The 21,754-nt window shown below is 41.1% G+C and carries 17 protein-coding genes; all 17 read right to left on the bottom strand.

The window, feature by feature from the left end:
• Positions 1-1,319 precede the first annotated feature (1,319 nt).
• Positions 1,320-2,426, bottom strand: a complete 1,107-nt coding sequence (gene menC / locus M3610_RS25990; protein WP_251463396.1) for an o-succinylbenzoate synthase — start codon at positions 2,424-2,426, stop codon at positions 1,320-1,322.
• A complete protein-coding gene (locus M3610_RS25985; RefSeq protein ID WP_098573573.1) occupies positions 2,423-3,280 on the bottom strand; it encodes a GNAT family N-acetyltransferase in 858 nt (285 codons plus the stop codon). Before M3610_RS25985 ends, menC begins: the two co-directional genes overlap by 4 nt.
• Positions 3,277-4,419, bottom strand: coding sequence for a M20 peptidase aminoacylase family protein (locus M3610_RS25980; protein ID WP_098573564.1), 1,143 nt, complete (start codon positions 4,417-4,419; stop codon positions 3,277-3,279). The genes M3610_RS25985 and M3610_RS25980 overlap by 4 nt, the downstream gene beginning before the upstream one ends.
• A gap of 32 nt (positions 4,420-4,451) precedes the next feature.
• On the bottom strand, positions 4,452-5,453 hold the full coding sequence (locus tag M3610_RS25975; RefSeq protein ID WP_098573560.1) for a proline racemase family protein: 1,002 nt from the start codon (positions 5,451-5,453) through the stop codon (positions 4,452-4,454).
• A 59-nt stretch (positions 5,454-5,512) separates the two neighbouring features.
• Positions 5,513-6,523 carry a dipeptidase gene (locus tag M3610_RS25970; RefSeq protein WP_251463395.1) on the bottom strand — a complete coding sequence of 337 codons (1,011 nt, stop codon included), beginning with the start codon at positions 6,521-6,523 and terminating at the stop codon, positions 5,513-5,515.
• Positions 6,524-6,611: 88 nt separating this feature from the next.
• The gene (locus M3610_RS25965; protein WP_098573554.1) at positions 6,612-7,694 is read right to left on the bottom strand and encodes a dipeptidase; all 1,083 of its coding nucleotides are present in this window, start codon (positions 7,692-7,694) and stop codon (positions 6,612-6,614) included.
• Between the two features lie 15 nt (positions 7,695-7,709).
• On the bottom strand, positions 7,710-9,473 hold the full coding sequence (locus tag M3610_RS25960) for a hydantoinase B/oxoprolinase family protein (protein ID WP_098573551.1): 1,764 nt from the start codon (positions 9,471-9,473) through the stop codon (positions 7,710-7,712).
• Positions 9,470-11,521: a hydantoinase/oxoprolinase family protein gene (locus M3610_RS25955; RefSeq protein ID WP_098573549.1), complete on the bottom strand. Its 2,052-nt coding sequence runs from the start codon at positions 11,519-11,521 to the stop codon at positions 9,470-9,472. The genes M3610_RS25960 and M3610_RS25955 overlap by 4 nt, the downstream gene beginning before the upstream one ends.
• Positions 11,522-11,664: 143 nt before the next feature.
• Complete coding sequence (locus M3610_RS25950; RefSeq protein WP_251463393.1) at positions 11,665-12,789, bottom strand: S-methyl thiohydantoin desulfurase family protein; 1,125 nt, start codon at positions 12,787-12,789, stop codon at positions 11,665-11,667.
• Positions 12,790-12,827: 38 nt separating this feature from the next.
• A complete protein-coding gene (locus M3610_RS25945; protein WP_098573543.1) occupies positions 12,828-13,925 on the bottom strand; it encodes a M24 family metallopeptidase in 1,098 nt (365 codons plus the stop codon).
• Positions 13,926-14,041: 116 nt separating this feature from the next.
• On the bottom strand, positions 14,042-14,317 hold the full coding sequence (locus M3610_RS25940) for a hypothetical protein (RefSeq protein WP_098573541.1): 276 nt from the start codon (positions 14,315-14,317) through the stop codon (positions 14,042-14,044).
• Positions 14,317-15,486, bottom strand: a complete 1,170-nt coding sequence (locus M3610_RS25935; RefSeq protein WP_098573538.1) for an S-methyl thiohydantoin desulfurase family protein — start codon at positions 15,484-15,486, stop codon at positions 14,317-14,319. Before M3610_RS25935 ends, M3610_RS25940 begins: the two co-directional genes overlap by 1 nt.
• A 19-nt stretch (positions 15,487-15,505) precedes the next feature.
• Entirely contained in the window at positions 15,506-17,104 is a 1,599-nt protein-coding gene (locus M3610_RS25930) for a hydantoinase/oxoprolinase N-terminal domain-containing protein (RefSeq protein ID WP_098573535.1), read from the bottom strand.
• 160 nt (positions 17,105-17,264) lie between these two features.
• Positions 17,265-18,611 (bottom strand): MFS transporter, encoded by a 1,347-nt coding sequence (locus tag M3610_RS25925; RefSeq protein ID WP_251463392.1) that lies wholly within the window; start codon positions 18,609-18,611, stop codon positions 17,265-17,267.
• A 31-nt stretch (positions 18,612-18,642) separates the two neighbouring features.
• Complete coding sequence (locus M3610_RS25920; protein ID WP_251463391.1) at positions 18,643-19,413, bottom strand: aspartate/glutamate racemase family protein; 771 nt, start codon at positions 19,411-19,413, stop codon at positions 18,643-18,645.
• 125 nt (positions 19,414-19,538) lie between these two features.
• On the bottom strand, positions 19,539-19,979 hold the full coding sequence (locus M3610_RS25915) for a DUF3830 family protein (RefSeq protein ID WP_251463390.1): 441 nt from the start codon (positions 19,977-19,979) through the stop codon (positions 19,539-19,541).
• A 10-nt stretch (positions 19,980-19,989) separates the two neighbouring features.
• Complete coding sequence (locus M3610_RS25910; protein WP_251463389.1) at positions 19,990-21,753, bottom strand: hydantoinase B/oxoprolinase family protein; 1,764 nt, start codon at positions 21,751-21,753, stop codon at positions 19,990-19,992.
• Between the last annotated feature and the right edge of the window lies 1 nt (position 21,754).

Raw genomic sequence — 21,754 nt, 5'->3', positions numbered from 1 at the left:
TCCCCATGCTTTCACGAAGCCTAAAAATCTGAACTCATTTCATTTAATCGTTAACTCTATACCAACGGTAATGAAATCCTGCGAATTAGCGAGCATTCGGGAGAAAATCGTATTTAACTGAGGGAGTGGAATAAGTAAAAGAGCCGCAGCTGCGACCCTTTATTAAGTAAGCATAGCTTCACAAAATGCACAAGGAATTACATCTATGGTTATACATAAAAAACTTAAGTGAGCTCGATTACTTTCCATTGAAAAGTATGAAGGTATTCTAACGTTTCTTTTATATCCAGTTCATGATTGATATGCATATCGTCCTTTAATGATTCAGGAATGTAAGAGCAAAATCTTCCTTCTTTTTCTTTTCGTCCAGTATGAATCCGATTCAGACGGAAGGGACGCAAATATGTAAGGTATGTGGTGAAGAAAAGGAAATCGAGAAGTTTGGTATTGATAAATTTTATAAAAATGGAAGAAGACCCGAGTCTTTTTGCTCCCCTAGACTTGCCCTTTAACGGAAATAATCTCCGCTGGTAAACTGAATTTTCACCTGATATGTAAAAGATTTAAAGAGAGACTTCCTTCATGATTAAACACGTATGCTACATTGAACTATCTTTCGTTCGAATAATCCTTAAAGAATTTTGTACCTGTCGATCATATTCAATTAAATGCTCGTCGTTACTTTAAAGCCTATTCTTTTCAAAGATTATATTATCAATCATTTCTTTAGTTTTTACTTCTTCTGGGCTTATCCAAATACCTTTCATTCCAAGTCCTTTGGTTCTAAATGCTAAGTTTAGTGTATTTTCATCTATTGGTTCAAATTTATAACCGTCTCTAACTAAAGGAAGATACAAACCGATTGAATTTTAGTTTCTTCATTTGTTTCATTAGCATATGCTTCTTCAAAAATTGGAACTAATTCCTTTAATCCAATGCATAAAATGCTTCTGCTGCTTTTTCTCTTACTATTCTCCCATCCTTAATACCTTTTAGGATGATTTCTTTTGAAAACCAAGATGGTATGTCTTTACGATAACAAGCCATAATTTGAAATCGTTCATTTGCTTTCTTAGATGTTATAATGGGACCTCTACCTCCAGTTTACAAAAATAACAGGGTGAGAGAAATAATTGCTGATTTGCAGATGGGTAAAGAACCGATGAATCATCTTCGGCAGCTGATAACGACTTAAAAAAGAAGGACCTTAACTGGCTTACTGGCGCTTCCTTTCGGTAGTATTTTTCGTATAAGTTCTTTACCTTTATAGATACTATGAATAATAACTTAACTTGATAGAATGGAAGAAATTACATTTTTTAGAAATAAGATTTTTCACTAACCGTAAGTTGTTGAATAATTTCTCTATTAGGTTCATAACCAATTCCACACTTTTCTGGAACGGTGATTTTTCCATTTTCAACGACAACTTCCGGGTCAATAATGTCTTTCACCCAATAACGGGAAGAAGCAGCTGTGTCTCCAGGCAGTATGAAATTCGATAAGGTTGTTAACGCAATATTATGTGCCCTTCCCACACCTGATTCGAGCATTCCCCCGCACCAAACCGGTATATCATGTTTTTGACATAGATCATGGATACGTTTGGACTGTGTTAAACCCCCAACCCGTCCAATTTTAATATTAATAATTTTACAGCTTCCCAGTTCAATGGCTTTTCGAGCATCTTCATAGGAATGAATGCTTTCATCGAGGCAGACTGGCGTGCTGATTTCTTTTTGCAGTTTAGCGTGATCAACTATGTCGTCAGAGGATAACGGCTGTTCGATCATCGTGAGATTAAACTCATCAAGTGCTTTTAATCGGTCGATATCACTTAAATAGTAAGCTGAATTGGCATCAGCCATTAATGGCACATTCGGAAAATGTTTCCGAACCTCCCTTAAAACCTCGACATCCCAACCTGGTTTAATTTTTACTTTTATCCTCTTGTACCCTTCATTTACATGTTCCTCAATTAATTGAACTAAATCGAGAACAGTATCTTGAATCCCAATACTAATGCCGACATCAATTTCCTTTTTTTCACCACCCAGTGCCACAGCGAGTGGAATCCCTTTTTGCTTAGCGAATAAATCCCACACGGCCCCTTCAATTGTTGATTTTGCCATATTGTTTTTTCGAATTCCTGAGAGAATTTCAGAAACCTCATCAGGGTGCTCTATATCTTTATTCAAAAGTTTTGGGATCATAAAATCCTCTAACATATGCCAGTTAGTTTTTACTGTCTCTTCATTATACCAAGGAGAATGAAATGCTACTGATTCCCCCCAGCCGCTCTCACCATTTTCATCCTTTGCTTCTAGTAAAATAAATTCTTTATCTTCAAACGTTCCGAAACTAGTTGAAAACGGAAATTTCATTTTCATTCTTACATGTCGTAATTTTACCTCTCGTAATCTCATTCTGTTGTCACTCCTTTATCATGAAGTAAATTTTGTAAAGATCGTTTTGGGACAAATACATAAAAATGAACTGATTGATTATTATTTTTTATAAGGGAAACAACTGCGTATCCCTTATAAAATAAGGTATGGAAGATCTTTCGCGTTTTAAATCGCCAATCCATCGCAAGCTCCTTATTTGTATTTTTTACATACTGAAAATTGACTGGCACTGGCAATAAGATTGGATTATCACTAGACGAAATGCTTGGTAAGTCTTCCTCAATATTCTTTAATTTTGGGAGTTTCCCTTCAATTGTTTCCCATTTAAAGATCAACTCAGCCTGTTCTTGGTTAAAAGGATAGGGTTTTGAAATATAAGGACTATTGATCCACCATTCCACTTTAAGACGATCCGATGGAATACCTTTATTTAAATTGTCTTCCATATCACCATAGCATTTATCAACATATGTTGAGCTTATTGCATGTAATTTTGATAGATTAAGATAAGCATTTCGTGTTTCAAGTGGATCATACGTCCACATGATCAGTTCGTAACCCATTTCTCGAGCTAATTCTTTCTGTTTTTCTTTTAAGATAGCACCTATGCCTTTCATTTGGTGACTCGGATGGACCCCAAGCATATGTGAACACAAATAACTTTTCCCGTTATTAAAACCCGCAAAACTATAACTGAATCCTACTAAATCTTCATTAATAAAAGCGCCTAATAAAAGGCCGCCATTTTGAGAAGCAGTGATCGTTTGATGGAGGGGAAGCGGTTGCATCTTCCATACTTCTTCTTCCAGTTTTTGAACCAGCGTTAGATCATGAACAGTATTTAGCATTCGTGTTTTAATTTCAAAACTCATGATAACTCCCCTTTTTCAAAAGCCTCAAGTGTATTTATTAGGGTTCTTGCAAGGATTTCAATTCCAGAGTAAAGGGAACTATGATTAAATGTCATTTTAGGATGGTGAAGCCCGGGTTGTAAATCGCACCCTAATCCTAGCATGGTCGCTTTTATGTGGGGATTTTTCAATGTGTAAAAATGAAAATCCTCTCCACCCGGAGTAATAATCGGATCTTTTAACCGCTTTTCACCTAAAGAATCAATAATGGCTTTCTTCATAAAATGTTTAGCCTGTTCATTAACTTGTGCAGCTGCTACGTTCGCTTTTGTCTCTAGTGTTATCGTAACACCGTGCAGATTTGCGACTGATTCCGCGATTTCATTGATCTTTTCTATAAGTTCTTTCATGACTTCGTTTGTTTGTGCCCGAAGGTCGATGTTAAAGTTCGCATTTCCGGGAATAATGTTCCCAGAATCACTACCAGCGTGGAACTTTGTCATTTTAGCGGTATATGGAATCATCGGATCCAAATGGATGCCTTTTATGGCTTGAATGAAAGATGAACCCACTTCGATAGCATTCTGGCCAAGATGAGGACGTGCGCCATGTGCATCCACACCAATAATTTTCCCATCCAAAAAGGCTACTGCACCATGATAAAGGGCAGGCACTGCATACCCGTCCGCTAGTTCCTCAATTGGTCTCAGATGGACACCATACAAAAAATCCACATCATTTACAATCTTGTTTTCTATCAACTTTAATGCCCCGGTTCCCTTTTCTTCCGCCGGTTGAAAAATGAATTTCAGTTTTCCTTTATAGGAGGTATTTAGTTTTTGCAGAAGGAGCATGGTTCCCATCACCATCGTCATATGTGCATCATGCCCACAAGAATGGTTTGCTTGAAATTGACCATCTACTTCTTGCCAGAGTGCATCCATATCAGTACGAAGGGCAACGCAAAAATCCCCGGTTCCCACCTCCACAACGAGACCTGGACAATCATCAAACGTTTGGACCGTGAAACCCCGTTCCTCTAAAAATTTTTGAATGTAGGCAGTTGTCTTGTATTCCTGCCAACTTATCTCCGGGTTTTGATGTAAATAATCAAAAACGGAATCAATCGTAGGTTGTAACTGCTGGATTATCTCTTTCAATATGTCTTCCTCCGTATTATTCATTTACTGCACTATCCCAATAAAAACCCTTCATAATAGGGATCTTCACTTTCAATTATAAATTGGTGCATACCCGTAATCCATGCAGAACCTGAAATCTGTGGGATAACGGCGTGATAGGCACCCACATGACTGACCCCAATCACTCTTCCTTCAAACTTAGAATCTATAATACTCTCATGTACAAAATTTTGATGTATTTTTAACTTTCCTAGTGAATATAGTAACGCCATTTTTGCACACGTACCAGTGCCACAAGGGGATCGATCAATTTGTCCATTCCCAAATATAACCGTATTCCTGTAATCAACATCTTCTTTGTCAGATATCAAACTAAATTCAATTAAATCTATCGTGTTGATTTCCGGAATTAGCGGGTGCTGAAATTTCAACTGTTCATTTGCCGCATTTTTAATTTTATTCCCAAGAGTAATTAATTGTTGCTGCTCTTCACTTACTAGCTTTAAACCAAACTGTTCAGCACTGACAATACCAAAAATACTGCCCCCGAAGGCTACGTCAAGCAACACATGCCCAACACCTTCAACAAATACCTCGACTTTCTCTCCAAAAACAAAGGCAGGCACATTTGTAAAGGTGACCTTTTCCACCTTCTTGTTTAAAAACTCCACTTCACATTCCACAACCCCCGCTGGAGTATCAATCTTGATATTCCTCTTTTGTTCTATCATCCCAATGTTTATAGCGGTTGTGATCGTTCCAATTGTCCCATGGCCACACATATTTAAGTATCCATTGCCGTCCATAAAGATAACGCCAATATCACATTCTTCCGAACAAGGATCTGTAATGATAGCTCCAAACATATCTTTATGACCACGCGGCTCAGACATTAATAATTTTCTCATCCAATCTAATTTACTTTGCAAGTATTGCTTTTTTTCCATCATTGTCGAACCTAGTATTCTAGGTGCTCCCCCAGTGATGATCCGAGTTGGCTGCCCCATCGTATGGGAATCAATGGTTTGAATATATTGTGAAAAATTAATCATTCCGTAACCCCTCTTTCACTTTAAAATTTGGTCCTATCCCTAAACAACAAGCGTGTTTCTTATCCTTTCCACACTTCTTTGTAAACTCGAAGGAAGTTTTCACCTAATATCATGAGGACTTCCTCCTCTGAGTATCCTCTACGAATTAACGCATCTGTTAAATTTGAGAACTGTGATGGTTTTTCTACTCCTTCTGGATATCTCCATGGCGGCGGAGGGTAACAATCTGCCTTCCATTTACCAGTATCAATTAATTCTGTATATAACTTTTTCGATTCACCAAGAGTTGCAATCCCATCCATGCCTTCCCAATAATCCATCCCAATTCCAATATGTCTGATACCAACAAGTTTTCTAATATAATCAATATGGTCGATCAAATCATCAACCGTTGCTTGATTATTTGAGGTTACAAATGCTGGATAACCAACAACCCCGATGACACCATCTTTTTCGGCTACTGCTTTTATTTGATCATCCTTAAGATTTCTAGGTGATGGACACAAGTTAAACACGTTTGAATGACTAAATATGACAGGTTTATCAGATATCTTAATAGCGTCCATGGTTGTTTGATAACCTGTGTGGGTTAAGTCTACCAATATTCCTACACGATTCATTTCTCTGATTACGTTTATACCGAATTCACTTAATCCACTATTAGTTCGCTCTGTGCAACCGTCACCAATAAAATTCTTTACGTTATAACAGATTTGGATAACCCTTACGCCTAACCGGTGATAAACAGACAAAAGGTCCAAATCGTTTTCAATAGGCAGAGAGTTTTGGAAGTGAAAAATGATTCCTAATTTATTTTCTCGTTTAGCCCTATAAATATCTTCTACGCATGTTACAAGTAACAAGTCATCACTTGCTTTGATTTTCTTTAACCATGTGGCAAGGAGACTAACTGTTTCTCGACAATTTTGATTGACTGCCACAGTGGGAGCCATTACTGTAACCCCTCCGTCGATCCACAATTTATAGTAGTTTTCCAATGATCCTAATGGACAGGTCGCGTCAATTATGATTGCTTTTTTGTGAAGTTGTAAACTCTCTGTTCTATTCAATTATATTAGCCCTCCTACTATATTGGAGTCTTTTCTAAAGTAAAAGGGAAAAGCTAAGCCTTTCCCCTTTTACCTTTATCCTTTTTGATTATTTCACCTTATTCACTTTCACTGTGTTGCTATAACAAATAGCAGAGTCCCATACTCTAGCAAAGTTCCCCCATGTGATACCTTCTATCTCTGTTGAAGAGAAACCCCGCTTGCGCATTTGCTCCAGCAAATTCGGTACATCCACCGCACCATTTAGTTCAGGATTTTTGGGGAGCGTGCCACCAATACTATCAAGCGCTTCTGCGTCCAGATAGTTGATGAAGTCAAACCCGAAGCCAAGGTGTCGTGTCCCTACCAGACCGGCAATGTACACGGCGTGATCGATAAATCGATCAATACCAGGGTTTTCCTGATGTACGAATGCTGAGAATGCATTGAGGCCAATGATTCCATCTCGCTCAGCAATGGCTTTTATCTGATCATCTGTTAAATTGCGCGAGATTGCACATAGCGCTTTCGCATTGGAATGCGATGCAAATACTCCCGGACCTGGATAGGCGTTGATTGCGTCCCAAAAGGATTTTTCATTCAAGTGGGACAAGTCCAGCATGACTCCCGCTTGTGCCATCTCCATCAGAAGAGTACGCCCTTTTGCCGTAAGGCCTCGAACCTCTCCTTCTCCAGGTCCCTGAAGTCCAGTTAGCCACGAACCACTTCCCGATTGGGATAGTGCCCGTGCCTCGGCATAATTATAGCCGGGAAATCCGCTCGCAAAAGCATTCGTCTCATTCCACGTTAACAGTCCTGATGTTAGTCCCAAATCGAATAAATCGGACAAAAGGGATGGATCTTCATCAAGCGCCGCCATTCCTTCTATCGTTAGCAGGATTGCAAGCTTCCCTGAGCTGATCGCTGCTTCAGCCTCAGCAGGGGTTCTAACCATTGCGAGTTCTCCCGGTGATTCTCTCAATTCTGCTTCAAGTGCAGCCATCACCTCCCTAGTACGAGGTGCCGCCCGGTGAGTTTGGTCTAATTCAATCCAGATGGTTAGACCTAGTGCATTAATGCCGGCATTTCGCAGTGCCGGCAAATGGCGTTCGCTTATTACCCGACTCTCACCTCGTGAACGACGCCAAATCACGTCCACCAGAATATCGCTATGCAAATCGATAAATTTCATGATGTTACGTGCCCCCTATCGTGCCTGTCTCAGTTTAGCAGTGGCAGCAGTGTCAATCGTCCACGAGGCTGTATCAATAACTACCCCATAGTCACGCTGTGCGCTCTCCTGTGAAACATAGCCATTACGTACATCCTCAAGCACTTTCTCAACGCTGCGGTTAAATGGATTTCCCCATCCTCCGCCGCCGCCTGCACTGCTGATTAGAACTTCACCGGCTTCCAAAGGTTGATTAATCGCCCCTGTACGCACCTCACGCTCGGTTCCAGGCCATAGCATAATATGATTGGAATCGGCTTCCTGGCCACCATTTAGTGCCCAAGGTTTTGTCTTCGTTTTCTTTAGAATCGTTACGGCATTCCCTGGAGCAGTAAATCTATATACACGAGTCGCTCCTACCCCGCCGCGGTGCTCTCCAGCTCCACAAGAATCCTGACGAAGATAATAGCCTTCAATTAATAGTGGAGCCTTGGTCTCTAATACCTCAATCGGGTTATTTCTGCAGCCTGGCTCTGATAAGTGCATAATTCCGTTTTCGCCGTCGCCTCCAGCATGAGCACCAAAGCCCACCGCTTCATTTGTGGCTTCAAGCCAAACTTTACCGGTTACTGGATGTGTACCGACACCCATAACCGATACGACCTCTCCACCTGAACATGCAGGTACTATGTCTGGCATCGCATTTGCTAATGCCTTACAAATAATCTCCGGAATGTGAATAGATGGCCAAATTGTAAAAGTTGCCGCAGGATACTGCGCATTTACCAAAGAACCTTCCGGAGCAATGACGCGTAATGGACGGAAGTTGCCATCATTTGCTGGAGAATCCGGAGTTGTGAGCCCTTTGAAAGCCAGTGCTGCAACCCCTTCGGTTATCCCAATTGGCAGGTTAATAGGACCTGCAACCGCTGGATCCGTACCGGTGAAATCAACGATAAATTCGCTATCAGTTACGGTAACCGTCACTTTAATTTTAACCATTTTGTCTTTTTCGACCCCATCATCATCAACCCAATCCTCGGCAGACCATGTTCCCTTTGGCAGAGCAGCAAGGCGCGCACGAGCAATCCGTTCACCGTGGTTTAATATCTCTTGACTTGCCACTTTAAAAGTTTCTAGGCCGAACTTTTGTACCAGCTCTTGTACCCGCTTTTCACCGGTGTGGCAGCAAGAAATCTGAGCGTTCATATTTCCAATCACTCGATCTGGAATACGAGAGTTGAATTTGATAAGATTCTCCACCTCTAGATCACGAACGCCACGCTTGTAAATTTTTAGCCCTGGAAGAATGAGCCCCTCTCTATGAATACTGGTAGTATCTAAGCAGTACCCAGGATCTTGTTGATTCAAATCAAGCCAGTGTGCTTTACAGGCAGCATACCCAATCAGCTCATCTTGATAGAAGATTGGTGAGCTAACTAGTACATCCAATGTGTGGTTAGAGCTCCAGTATGGATAGTTAAAGAGGATGACATCCCCTTCATGAATGTTCTCTTCACCGAGAAACTCTACCATTTTTCTCAGCGCATAGTCATTACCACGAGTAAAAATAGCCAACCCAGGTGATTCAGCTAGTAATCTACATTCGCGGTCATAAATTCCAAGTCCAAAATCCTGAATTTCATAGATGATCGTGTCATAAGCGGTACGCTTTAAATTCCTCATCATCTCCCGAGCTGCTGACAGCAGGTAGTTGTGAATAACTTGAACTTTAATCTGTTCTGCATGATCATCTACATTTGTTTGCGCACTATTTTTTAATTCTATGCTCCTAGTCATGCTATACCTCCTCTATCATTATAAATAGCGATGGTAAGTTCTCCATACTCTCCAACCGTTAGAACGTCACCTTCGTGTAAAATGGTGGTGTGGCTAGGCTCTTCTAGAATGGCTGGACCGGCTACCTCATCTCCGGCAAGCAGCTTGAATCGATCGTAAACTTCATACTCAACGTGACTATTAAGGCTAGATTGGTAGACCGAGCGGCTGCCTTTACGAGCGGCTGATCCGTCACCATTCCCTGCTTCAAGCTTGGCAATTCTCGGTTTTGCAAGGACGCCAACAGCTCTCACACGAAGGGTAACGATTTCTACTGGATCTGTTGTTTGGTGACCATATTGCGTCTCATGGGCATCACCGAAGTTTGCGGCAATTTCCGAAATGTGAGCTGGTGTAATGTCGTCCCCCGGGATCTCAATCTTAACAGTATGCTCTTGGCCTGCATAACGCATCTCTGCCCAACGAATAAACTTGCAATCCTTAGAGGTAAATCCATCGCGGCCAAGAGATTCACGTCCGTTATCTTCCAAATTGCCATACAACCTAGTAATTTCATTAACATCTGCGTTTACTAGACCTGTTACAAAGGTTTGAGCAAAATCATACACTACATCGACCATCATCATTCCCCATGCTGAGAAATTACCTGCTCCTGGAGGAATAATAACAGTTGGGATACCAATCTCTCGTGCAACGTTACAGGAAACGAGTCCTCCACCGCCGCCAAAGCCAAGAAGGGCAAAATCTTTTGGGTGATACCCTCGTTCTACTGATATTTCTCGAATCGCACCAGTAATCTTCGCCTCACTTATGCGGACGATACCAGCTGCTGCCTGCTCGATAGAAAGGTTTAACCGATCGGAAAGCTTCTTAATTGCATTACGGGAAAGATTAGGATCAATGGTCATCGCTCCCCCAAGAAAGTTCTGATCATCTAAATAACCTAACGTTAGGGCAGCATCGGTAAACGTTGCATTTACTCCGCCTTTTCCATAACATGCAGGGCCTGGGTCTGCACCCGCACTTTTTGGTCCAACCTGAAGGGCTCCTCCGTCATCGATCCATGAGATACTCCCGCCGCCAGAACCAATCGTACGAATATCAATCATTGGTGTGGATATCGGTAAACTCTCAACTAATGCCTCGTTTTCTATAGCAATCTGCCCATCTACGACCATAGTGGTGTCAAGACTTGTTCCACCCATATCTAGGGTGATCAAATTCGGATGTCCTGTCAGTTCAGATAAATATGCTGCACCAATTGCACCACCTGCTGGCCCGGACATGACTGAATGAACAGGCTCTTCCTTAGCTGCTTTCGCTGTCATGGCACCGCCGCCTGAGCGGGTAAGTAAGAATTGGCCTTGATAGCCTTCTTCCTGTAATTCACTGTCGAGTCGATCCAAATAAGTACGCATGATTGGCTTGATATACGCATCAATAACAGCTGTACTTGTCCGTTCATATTCGCGATATTCTCGTGTTAATCGATGGGATAAAGTCACTGAAACCTCTGGGTATTCTTCAAGAAGCACCTTCTCCATTTCAAGTTCGTGATTCGGGTTGATATAGCTGTGTAAGAAGCAGACTACTACGGATGGAACTCCCTCTTCACGAAGTTGTTGAGCCAATTTAACCGCTTCTTCGCGATCAAATTTCGTCAGAACATTTCCTTGATAATCAAGACGCTCACTCACTTCAAGGCGCCGGTGCCTTGGGACTAATGATTCCGGTTTACGGTATTTAAAATCGTACATGGAATCACGATCAGTACGCCCTAACTCATAAACATCTCTAAACCCCTTGGTTGTAACGATTGCTACCTGAGATCCTGTACGAGTTAGAAGAGCATTCAGGCCAAGAGTTGTCCCATGTACAAAGTAATCTATTTCCTCGAAACTAACTTCTGCCTTACGGAATCCTTCCAGAACACCGCTCGCAGGGTTGTGTGGGACGGTCTCTACCTTTTCAAGGCGTAGATCGCCTGAAACTGGATCGAGTGTCACAACATCGGTAAAAGTACCACCAACGTCAACTGAAATTCGCATAGCATTTCCCCCTATATTCATATATTCTTACATCCAAGCTTTTAAGTAGAGATTTCCAATGACTCAACTGACGATTACGTATGCAAGAAAGTAGTCTTGAATCATCACCCCCTTAATTGTGAGTGTGTTAGCATCCTTGCAATCTATTTTTTCAGTGCGACAAAATCCAAATCATAGCCAAATGCTTGCGGGCCGCAAACTTCGATTGCTTTTACCGTCTTCATTCGATCATGGGCAGGAATGACGACAATCGTTCCTCTGTACCCGTATTTCACAATGTCGGTTCGAATGGGTTCAGCTGTTTCTGAGTCTAATATCGTAATAAGATCAGGAGGCAAGCAGATTAATTGGTCATCAATGGTTAATTTCAACCATTCATTTTGAAAATCAATAACAGCCGTGGTTCCTTTGTGCTCTCCGAATCCTTCCATGATAATTTGTCCCATGGAGAATCCTTTTGTACTTTCTGCACCGAAGTCGCGATTGATATCAACAATTTTCCCCTTAAAAGCGCTCCATCCACCGGTAATTTCTTCAACCACTTTAATCGGATCATGGTGCACATTGCGAGCTTCCCTTACTTTTTTCCCCAACTCTAGTGTTAAGCTTACTGTGTTTGGGATACATGTTGCTCGCAGTTGTTCCCCATTCATTGGGTATCCTGCAATCCAGCTGATTCCGCCATAGGACATTGCTGTTTGTCGAACAATGTTCTCAGCCATGTAAGCATCTGCAGTATCAATAATCGTAGCAAACCCTTTTTCATTAATGGCTACAACCGGACTGGCTGAAACGCCTCCAATATGAAAACTTGTCATTTGTAATTCAGGAAAAGCTCTGCCCATCCCATCACCATCAATAACAGGTAAGCCCATTTCACCAGCAACTGCCATCGGAACAGTTGTATTAACTCCACCAGCTTCTGGTGGAATGACTCCAACAAAATCACGATTCAAGTATTCACTTAATTTTTGAAATGCAATATTCAATTCGCTTCCGTTTGGAGTTTTTTCCGTTAGAACGACTGGGGCTCCTAAACATCCCCCCATCGCGATCATCGCATCATCTGGTACATCATCAGGTTTAATTAATACGATTTCTTTCCCTTTATTTAGTACGTTATAAGCCCATAGCAGTCCGATTTCCGGGTCTCCGCCCCCACCAGTCGCAAGGATGGAAGCACCTAATGTAATGTCATCAATATCCTGTCTTGTTAATGTTTTATAATCGGTAATACCCCATTTTTCTAGGATGTCGTACACACTCATCCCATTTCCTCCTTGGTTATTGGCTGCTTTTCGCTAGCTCAATTGATTAGATCACGCTTCGTTTGGGTCAATACTTCGTAACCGCCTTCAGTTATTAGAACCATATCTTCGATTCGAACAGCCCCTACTCCAGGCAGATATACCCCAGGTTCGATTGTTACCACCATGTTCTTTTCAAGAATATCAGTTCTTCCCTTATCGATAATCGGGCCTTCATGAATATCTAAGCCTAATCCATGTCCCGTTAAGTGCGGGAAGTAATCGCCATATCCTAATTCTTGAATCTTCTGTCTTGCTATGTAATCAATCTCTCCAGCCTGCACTCCTGGACGCAAGGACTGAATGGTCTCCTGCTGAATTCTTAATACATCTTGGAACAGCCGTTTCTGTTCAAGCGTAGTTTCTTTTACTGAAAAAGTTCGGGTAATATCGGAGCAATAACCTTGATAAATTGCGCCCATATCTAACAAGATTAATTCATTAGGATTCAAAGCTTTATCTGAAGCATATCGTTGTGGCAGCCAGCTGTTCTCACCGGAAGCGAGAAAAATCTCGAATGATGAATTTTCAGCGCCTTCTTTTAACATCGTATACATGGCAACAGCTGTTACTTCGTGTTCCTTCATCCCTGCTCTAGCTGCTTTCAGCGCTTCTTGCATTGCTTTGTCGGCAATTTGAGCAGACTTACGAATAATTTGAATTTCTTCCTCACTTTTAATCATCCGCAACCGTCCAACTTCAGATGCGATGTTTTCAAAATGGGCATTTGACAGTTTCTCTTGAAGGTACTGGAAGGTAGCATAGTTAAGTTCCGGCAGCTCCACACCAACCCGTGTTATTTTGCGTTTATGAAAATAATGATTTAAAACCGTAAGATAATCAGGGGTATCTTCTGGAAAAGGGAGAATTTCTTTAATCCAGCAATCCCTCAGAGCCCGTTTTAAATCTAAGCGTGCCACAACGTACTTTATATCTTGTTGTGAAATTAATAGAATACTAAAGGAAGCAGTATTCATACGAAGTCCTGTATAATATCGGATACTGGCTCGATTAAATAGCAAACATACATCCAGTTGTCTCTCTTCCATTATCTTTCGTAAAGCTTGAACTCTATTTAAAAACGGATTGACTTCCAAATTCCTCACCTATTCAGCTTTTTTATTTAGAAATGCTGGTGAAATCATGGGTTATTCTCTTTAAGAACGAACAACGTATTCATGGTTTCACCAGCATTATGTCTGATCATATGTTTTTATATTAATTCTCTAATGGTCTGCTCCAACTCTGGATTGATTAAATACACTTTTCTTGGGACACGAGACTCAATGTTAGAGGTTGCCTGACTTGCCAACTCAAGAATAACGAAAGAATCAATAAACGATTGGCAAATTTCATCGACCTGCTCCACAGAATATCCGAGCTTGTCTGCTAATTCTTTTCTTTCGATATAAGGCTGATTGACAATCGTCTTTAGAACTAACTTATTATCTTGATCTTCTAGTTTGGTTTGAAGCAATTGCGTTTCCATTATTTCACCCCCTGTTTTGCCATTAACTTTTCAACGGGAACATAATCAAAGTCATAACCAAAATAGCGAGGACCGAATGTCTCAAGACCTTTTTCTGTTCTCATCCGTTCATGAGCCGGTATAAGAATAATAGAACCGCGGTAGCCATATTTCATAATGTCCGTACGAATCGGCTCACCTGTTTCAATATCAAGGATTGCAATGAGATCAGGTGTAACACATTTTAGTTCGTTATCCACCCTTAGATTCAACCATTCATTTTGAAAATCCAATTCGGCTCTTTGTCCTTTGTAGTCTCCAATACCTTCCATTATCACCTTTCCGAGTGAGAATCCTTTGTTCATCTCACCGCCAAATTCTCTTTGAATATCGACGATTTTCCCATTGAATACTCGGTGGCCTTGAATATTTCTAGTATTTTTAATACTAGTTAAAATTTGTTCAACTGGGTCATTGTGGCTCTTTCTGGCTTCCATTACAGCTTTCCCTACATCCCATGCAATACTTTGGGAGTTTAAGATGGAGGTTCTTTTCACATCAGCTCCAGACATTGCGTAGGTGGCTACCCAGGAAATTCCGCCATAAGACATCGCTACTTTTCGTGCAATCGACTCTGCCATCAGATCATCATCCCGTGTATCAATAACTGTTGTGTTCATACGGTCATCGGTAGAAACTGTTGGGGATGCGTGCACCCCTTGAGTAGCCCATGAAGTCATTTGCAACTCAGGGAAGGCACGATTCATTCCATCTACATCGATCACAGGCAATCCTAATTCTGCTGCAACAGCATAAGCAACTATGGAGTTTACCCCTCCACACTCAAGTGGGATTGTTGCTTGTAGTTTTTTGCCCATATAGGCTTCCAAGGTGGAAACCGCTTTATTCAAAACGTCTTCATTAGGCGGCTTTTCAGTTAACACTAGGGCTGCTCCTAAACAAGCAGGGCTCGCCACTAAAATATCATCTGGAATATCTAGTGGGTCAATCATGACAATATCTTTTCCTTCATCTAACACTTTATAGGCCCATAACAGTCCGATTTCCGGATCTCCTCCACCACCAGTGGCTAAAATGGAGGCTCCTAATGTAATTTCCTCAATGCTTTTTTTGTCGATTACTCGATAATTGGTTATTCCCCAATCTTCTAAAATATCGTAAACACTCATGGTTTCCCTCCTCAGCTGTTTAAGCAAATACTTTGCCCTTAACCCGTACTCTGACCTTTTGTTTTTTTCCTGGCATATAAGCAAACGGAATTTCTTCCACATCGATAATTTCTTCGGTTCCAGCAATGGCTCCAGCTTCCTGCGCATTTATCTTAGCTAAGGCGACAACACGGTCGATGGCAGCATTTCGGTTTTCAACTGCAAGGTCAACGGCCAATTCTGCTGAAGCACCAATTTCCGCAATCGTTGTTCCAATTGCGCCGCCCACTTCAAAATGGTTTGGAAGGATGACCTCTGTTGTCCCTTCAATATTATACTGCGGAACAGCTAGGGCTCCCCCGCCAATAAAGATAGCAGGTATTAACCCTGATTCTGTTTTCATCTGATCAATGGCAATCTCTACACGTTCCTTAATTCTAGCGTTCGCTTCCTTAACTAAGGATGCTGGTAATGCATTTATGGCAGCTATGTTCGTAACATAATTGGTATCAAAAATATCAAGTTTGCTGTTTAAACGTCCTGTTGCAACAGCAATATCATGTACGGTTAAAATTGGTCCACCGAATGATTTACCCAGTTTGACAAGGTTATAGCCCACGCTTTCAGGTCCTAAACCCATGACTTTATCCTGCTGAGTTTTGATAATCGTTCCACCGCCTAAAGCAATGGATAATAAATCTGGACAGCGTACATTTGTTTTTACTCCACCGATATTTACAGTGATAGAGGATTCTCTTGGAAAACCATTTACAATATAGGCTACATCAGTTGAGGTTCCACCCACATCCACGACCGCCCCATTTTGGATACCTGATAAGTACACGGCTCCGCGAACAGAAGCAGCTGGTCCAGAAGCTACTGTAAAGATTGGATACTCTACTGCATGATCAGCATTCATTACACTTCCATCGTTTTGAACGACAAATAGCTTTGCATTGATATTTCGATCGGCCACCGCTTGTTTGAATGCTTCAACGGCCCGTTTCATAACCGATTTAACGGAAGCGTTTAAGATCGTGGAGTTTTCTCTTTCCAGTAATGAGATGGATGCGATTTTATGGGATTGAGTAATGAACACCTCATCACCAAGATATTCTCTAACAATTTCCATTGCACGGTCCTCGTGTTTTGGTATGATTGGTGAAAATACACCTGTGATGGCTACCGAACCAACTTTCCCTTTCATCGCTTTCGCTGCATCCATGATGGCTTTTTCATCTAAAGGGACAATATCCTTCCCGTTATATTCAGATCCGCCTCGAATGATATGGACATGCTCTTTACCACCTAATGCTGCGATTAAATCTTCTGGCCACCCTGTCATTGGGGGTATCGCTGTTGTCGCCGGTGCCCCAATCCGGAAAATACCTACTTTATCAAGTTTACGTCTCTCAATAATGGCATTCGTTGTATGAGTAGTTCCAAGGGAAACCATTTCTATTTTTGAAACATCCACATTGCTGTTTTTTAACAATAAATCCAATGCATTAATAATCCCTGTTGTAATATCTTCTGTTGTTAAGGACTTTGTTTTTGAAACAACTTCTTTCCCTCTCATTAAAACACCATCGGTAAATGTTCCACCGACATCAAAACCAATCCTGATTTGCTCTGTCATGTGTTTTCCTCCTCGTTATGTATTTCCTATTAATCCATTACTCTGTTGATTTTATTTTGGAAAAAGGCTCCACCAAATCTATTAAATTAGAGTTAAGGTGAAGCCTAAGTAAAAAACATTTTATCTATCTTATATCGATATGGATTAAAGTTTTTTGATGTTAATGTAAGATTTCGCCTTCCGTTTCTCTAATAAATAGGATTGTAATCAGTGTAATAACCATGAAAACCTGAATAAAAGAAACCGTTGCTCCAAATACCCAACCTAATCCAATAACAAAACCGATTAAAGATGGAGCCACAGTGTTTGCCCAACGTTGTCCGCCAACACCCCAGCTATATCCTACACCACGTACATTTGTTGGATAGATTTCTCCAAACCATGTGTTCCAAACGCCCCATGCCCCTAAGCTAAAGAATCCTAAAGCGAAGTTGAATGCGTATAGTTGGAATACACTCGAAGAATATGCAAATGCAAACCCAAAGATCGATGCAAATAATACGAAAGCAAACATGACTTTTTTACGTCCATATTTACTAGTTAGGTGTGCAGCTACGATATACCCTGGAATCTGCGCTACAGCCGATAATGCAACGAAACCTAAGCTTTGTCCCATTGATAAGCCCTTTTGTTGTAATAATGTTGGAATCCACGTATACAATCCCCAATATCCAAAGGAGAAACAGAAATTGACGATTGTTTGTAATGCTGTTGTTTTTATCATTTTCGTTTTGAAAATTTCAAAGATACTACCTTGTTTTACTTTAGAGACATACAATTCTGTGCCCTGGCTAACCACTGTTTTACCTTCACTTAATTCAGAAATAATTTGCTTTGCCTCGTCTGTTCTTCCCTTTCCTGCAAGCCAGTAAGGAGATTCAGGAATTTTTCTAATGACGAAAGCCCAGAATCCAGCTAGCGAACTAATAAAAATGATTGCTCTCCAACCGCCCAATACCCCGTCCAAATTCATAAGTAAACTGGTTATTCCTAGGGCAATTAAAGTACCAATTGGCCATCCTGCGGATAAAAATACTGCTGCTTTACCACGCTGTTTAACTGGGAGCATTTCTTCGTAATATGGAAAGATACAAGCCAGTACACCACCCAAAGAAAAACCGGATAATAAGCGCAATGTGTAAAGTGTTTCATAGTTTGGTGAAAATGCACTGACAGCTGAAACCACTCCATATAAGAGTAAGCTGTAAATAATCGTTTTCTTTCGTCCGATTTTATCTCCAACAATCCCCCACACATATGTCCCCGGAATCATACCTAAGAAAATTGCACCAATAAGGGAACCTACTTGGACAGGAGTTAAAGAAAATTCAGCGGCGATAGCTCCACTAATCATAATGATAATCATCATTTCCCATGCCTCGATTACAAACGCCATAAATAGGGCTACCCCTACAAACCGATGTTTTTTTGTAAATGGCATGTCTTCAAAAAAAGTACCAACTTCAACGGTTTTCTCTTGAGACTTAGCAGAAGCTACCACTTCCATTTAACTCACTCCCTCATTCATAATGATAAAATTATTTCTTACTTAAAACCGGATTATATAAGTTAAACTCCTCCACCTCCTTTGCCGGAGGAGATTGATACCCTACCTTCTTGCTGTGGGTCCAGGATAATTTTTGTTTTATTTCTACTAGAAATTCTGCGTATTTAAATGGCGCACAGCTCGCGTCAATGACTGGCACGCCTAATTCTTGCTGCAATGAATCAAAGAAACCAAACTCGCCTGTACAGCCTAAAACAATGACATCTGCCCCATCTTTCTCGATCGCTTCATTCGCTGCCGCCCTGATTCTTCTCTTTGTTTCTTCAGGATCCTTCTGGAAATCATGCACCCCGAGCTCAAGCGATTTAAATGACGCCAGTTTATGTGTAAAGCCGTATTTGTGGACATTTTCTTTCATTTCCGGAATCCACTTTTTTCTGCCCACAAGAATCGAGAAATTTTCTCCAAGCGTTGTGGCAATGTGCAAAGCAGCTTCAGCAGGTGCGGTAACAACCATTTTTTCAGCCACTTCCCGGCAAGCTCTTAAAGCGGGATCATAAAAACAGCCGAGAATTGCCGCGTCATAACCGTCCTCTTCCGCCTTTTTCACAGTCCTGATCAGTTCTGGAATGACCATCGCTTCATAGCAGTTATACTCCACGTGGATCGGTCCTGGTCCAGCAAAAGAAACAACATCCACCACTGTGTCCGGGCTTTTAAAACGTTCAAATTGTGTTCTAAATTCTTCATCAAAAACATCTGTGTGCAATGGATTAATAAACAAAATTTTCTTGCTAGCCATTTTTTAACCTCCCGATTTTTAAAAATTCAGAATAATAACTATCTTTTTTTAATATTACCATAAATATTTAAGTAATAGCATAATTATTTTCGAAAAAAATAAATATTTTTAATATTAATTTAATTTCAGTCTTTTAATCTCGTAATAGTGACTTTTTCAGAACCATTTAACCAGATACGTTCGCCAACTTTTTGCAAAAGATCTAGATAAGTAAAGTCAACCTGGGCAAAAACGTTAACCGGTTCATCCCCTTTGTTGCTTCGTGTATGTTCAGCACCATAGTAAATAGCTAAAACTTCTAAAACGTCAGGTTCAGACTCAAGAGGCCAATCCCTCCAGTAGACAATTTCCCCAATACTAGTAGATATGGTTTGGTTTTCTCTTTTTGGCATAGAAGTAGACGGAAATTCAAAATTCACTTCACGACCGGACCAGCGTGAATGCGTAACTGTCTGCGAAAAGGGAAGTGCCTCCCAAACGATTTGACACGTTTGGGGGGCTTTATCTTCTTGTAATGTTGCCGGGAAACTTTCCCCGTTTTCAAATGTGATTAATATTCGGCGCATATTTCACCTCTTAACCTATTTTGTTTCTTTGGCGATACATAATGGTTTCTTGTTCGTCCACTTCTAAAACGTCTTCCTTAATTACGACACCGTACTGCACAAACGCAGTTTGTCGGTCGATGTATCCATCGATAACATCTTCAAGCACACGATCGACGTCACGTTCAAACGGATGCCCAAATCCGCCGCCGCCTCCTGTTTTCACAATCACCTTGTCTCCATATTTCATTGGTTTTGCATTTATTTTCAGGGCTTTTTCTTCTTTTTCTCCACTTAAAATAGTAACTTCTGGTGATGCTGCCTCTTTACCATCAAAAAGTCCCCAAGCAGGTGTTTTTGAACGCTCTAACCAAAGGTATAAAAAAGCTTCATCTGCAGAAACCTCGTAACCTCTAATAATTCCGAGACCTCCTCGGTTCTTTCCTGCTCCTCCTGAATTCTTTCTAAAGCCATAGGTGGTTACTTTAAAAGGGTATTTATCTTCAAGAACCTCAATAGGCAGGTTCTTGAAATCACCATTAACATTATTGATTAATCCGGATTGGCCATCATTAGCAGCAAAGCCTCCCCAGCCGCCTGCCGTAGCTTCTACATTTAGAAATGACGTGTTACGACGCGGATCAATCCCTGAGAACGTTATGATCATCGAATCCCCGTAATGTGCACCCGCACTTCTTTCCTTAAGAGCTGGAGACAGGGCTTTAACGACAAGATCGATGAGCAAGCCTAGTGCAGAAAAATACCAAACACACGCTGCCGGCTCTTGCGCACTAAAGATCGTTCTTTCTGGTACCACAACATTTAACGTTTTAAAATTCCCGCCCGTGACAGGCGCATCAGGACTAATTAGCTCTTTAAAAGCTACCCGGCAGGCTGAGATTGTCTGTGCCAATCCACAGTTGGTCATTCCTCTAACTTGTTCGCTGGAGCCAGTGAGATCGATCGTAATATTTTCCCCTTCAACGGTCACTTTTACTTTTACTGGTACAGGTTCCTCCGACACTCCATCATTGTCCAAACAACCTTCGGTCTCATAAACTCCATCAGCAATTCTCGCAATCATTTCGCGGTCTAAAAGTTCAGATTGCTTGAAAATATCCCGAATGGAGCGGTTTACTTTTTCTAAACCGAATCGGCTGATGATCTCATGAAAACGTTTCTCTCCAGTACGGCAGGCAGCAATTTGAGCATTAAGATCCCCTAGTGCAGCATCCCGAAAACGGCTGTTAGTAATAATAAGATTAATAACATCTTTACGAGCCTGACCAGCATCGTATATTTTTGTAGGCGGAATACGTACTCCTTCCTGGTAGATTTCTGTAGCATCCATGGAGAAACCTGGGTCCTGTGCACCTACATCAAGCCAGTGGGCACGATTCGCAGTGAAACCGATCAATTCATCCTCATAAAAAACAGGGGAAATAACGGTAATATCGTTAAGATGTGTACCAGTTAGATAAGAGTCATTCATGATATAGACATCACCAGGCAGATAATTTTCGACCCCGCCAATCGACGCTGTAACGATTTTTATGCACTCATCTAAATTTCCTAGAAAGATAGGAAGGCCTGCTGATTGACCCAGCAATTCTGCGTTTCTATTAAAAATACCAACGCTGCAATCCTTCATTTCGTATATGATCGGAGAAAAAGAACTTCTAGCCAGACTTGCATTCATTTCATGTGCGGCAGAAATTAACGCATTCCGAATAATTTCCGTTGTAATCGGGTTTTCTAAAAATTGACTCGTTTTAACCGCTGCTTTAGCATTCATA

The sequence above is a fragment of the Neobacillus sp. MER 74 genome, assembly GCF_023714155.1.
Note: the sequence above shows the minus strand (reverse complement) of the source record. Positions and strands in the feature narration are given on the sequence as shown.